Genomic DNA, 2,156 nt, shown 5'->3' on the forward strand with positions numbered 1-2,156 from the left:
GATTTTAAAAAATCGAGAAAATTAACGAGATGTGTTTACATCTCTTTTACGCTTGGCTTTTGTCTTGTTCAGTTTTCAAAGAACAAATATTATTTTTGCGACAAGAAATAATATAACATAATAAATATTTCTGCGCAACTGTTATTTTCAATAAAAATAATTTAGATAACATTATTTTACTTACCGCTTTTATTAGCGACAAGAAATAATATAACATAATAAATACTTCTGTGCAACTGTTATTTTGTTTTTTTATTACAGGTGTATTAATTTATCATGTATTACTTACAAAAACAAGAAAGAGTTTTCTAGTAAGCAAATCATTCTGTAAATCAATTTATTGAAACATATTGTGTTTACTTAATCTCTATATTTTACACTCGTAAAAATAAGAGCTTGTCTTATTCATTTAATTATAATGTATAAAATTTATTGAGTGTAGCTTTAAACTTTTAATAATTTTTTCTTTTCCATATGTGCAGCAAGCATGGATTCAAATTTTAATTTCTTTTCAGCAAAGTTTTCATTTGAATTATTTACATTTTCTTCTGATTGGTTTTGTTCAGTTACAATTGATTGTTGTTTAGAGTTCAACCATTTAGGAAGTTTCTCTTGTTTTACATGAGGGAATCTTTTAGCTTTTTGAATTCCTCTTTCAGATTGTTTTTTAATATGAGTAGTTACACATTGTTCTAAATAATTGATAGTATTTGATATTTCTTTTTTTGTATTTTTTATTGCAGAAAGTATCATGTGATTATATTCATGCTCACTTAAAAGATTTTGTTCCCTTATACTATTATAATGAATTTCAATCTCTTCAAAATCAAAATTATTTTTAATTAATCTATCAATCTGTTTTTCAAGTAACTTCTTTAGACTATCAGAAATATTTAAATTTAAAACTTTTTTATTAATAGATAGATTTATATTATTTTTATTTGTAATTTGTTTTTTTGTATTTTTTTTAGTTTGTAATTTATTACTACTTGATTTTGGAGACTTCAATTTGGGGACCTCATTTTCAAGTCTTGAAAATCCAGTCCCCAAATTACTTTGTTGTTGTCCAGTAATAGTTTCAATTTCATGCTCTTTATAAATTGTTCTAATTTCGTCATCTGTAAATGGTTCTTTCGCATAATAGTAATTAAAATTCCATTTTTTACCTTCTCTTTCTCGTATTTCTATAATATATTTTTCTTCGACTAACTCATTAAAAGCATTTCTTACACTAGTTTCTTTATTTTTGGGAAAACGTTTGTAAAGCTCAGATTTATATAAGTCCCAGTCTTCAGGATAAGAAATAATGTTACATAATAAACCGATAGCTTGTAAGCTTAGTCTTGGATGTTGAAGAAGAGAACGTGGAATCACCTCATACTCTTTCTTTTTTAATTCCTGCATTTTTCCATTTTTTTTCATGATAAAACTTCCTCCCTTTACTTTACGGAATAAAAAAGAGACAGCGCGTCGTCTATGTTTACGACAAACACTGTCTCTTTATTTAAAAAAGAAAGAGATTTCTCTGCTTTAAACCTTGTCACCTTGCTAACTTTTTAGTAAACTTATCTCATAAAAGTTAACATTTTGTTAATGAATAACTTGTGAAATTAGGGCTTTGAAGCAGGTGTTTGTCATGGGCTGTACATGACGAACGTTAGATGTAGTGCTACCAACACTCATTTAAACGCTTGATAGTCCTTTTTTTAATTCCGATCTTTTATTTGGTACTTACCATTCTACACTTCAATAAAGCATAAAAAAAGAGATAATTTTTCTATAACTAGAAAATTTATCTCTTTTTTATGCGCACAAGTAGAACTCAAACTAAAATAGTTAATTATTTATATAAATATATATAGTGAACAAATACAGGAATACAGTTAACTGTATTCCTGTATTTCTAAGAACCTAAGTTACTGATAATGCAACTTGTTCCCGACTTTGATTGGGATGATTTCATATTTTGAACTAGTATTGTACTGCTTCTGAAGATACTGGATAGTAGGTGCTGAGTTTAGAGCCATTTCTAGAATTGTGTAAAGGATTTCTGCTTGGGACATATTACAGGAGGTTGCAAGCTGCTTTGATTTAGTATCTAAATCATTAGTTAAACTGATGGATTTTCTAACTACTCGCTTCCCACCGGTACCTCT

General features: G+C 27.5%; 2 protein-coding genes. Both read right to left on the bottom strand.

The window, feature by feature from the left end; all coding sequences use genetic code 11:
- Positions 1 to 444: 444 nt before the first annotated feature.
- On the bottom strand, positions 445 to 1,422 hold the full coding sequence (locus CD003_RS21430; protein ID WP_096203298.1) for a hypothetical protein: 978 nt from the start codon (positions 1,420 to 1,422) through the stop codon (positions 445 to 447).
- A gap of 494 nt (positions 1,423 to 1,916) precedes the next feature.
- The coding region (locus CD003_RS22105) for a hypothetical protein (protein WP_218838271.1) at positions 1,917 to 2,156 on the bottom strand (240 nt) is incomplete at its 5' end.

This window comes from Bacillus sp. FJAT-45350, from assembly GCF_002335805.1.
Classification (GTDB): domain Bacteria; phylum Bacillota; class Bacilli; order Bacillales; family NISU01; genus FJAT-45350.

What these genes read in the sequence shown, in the direction of transcription:
- CD003_RS21430 (WP_096203298.1), bottom strand. Translation starts at nt 1,422, where the DNA reads ATGAAAAAAAATGGAAAAATGCAGGAATTAAAAAAGAAAGAGTATGAG.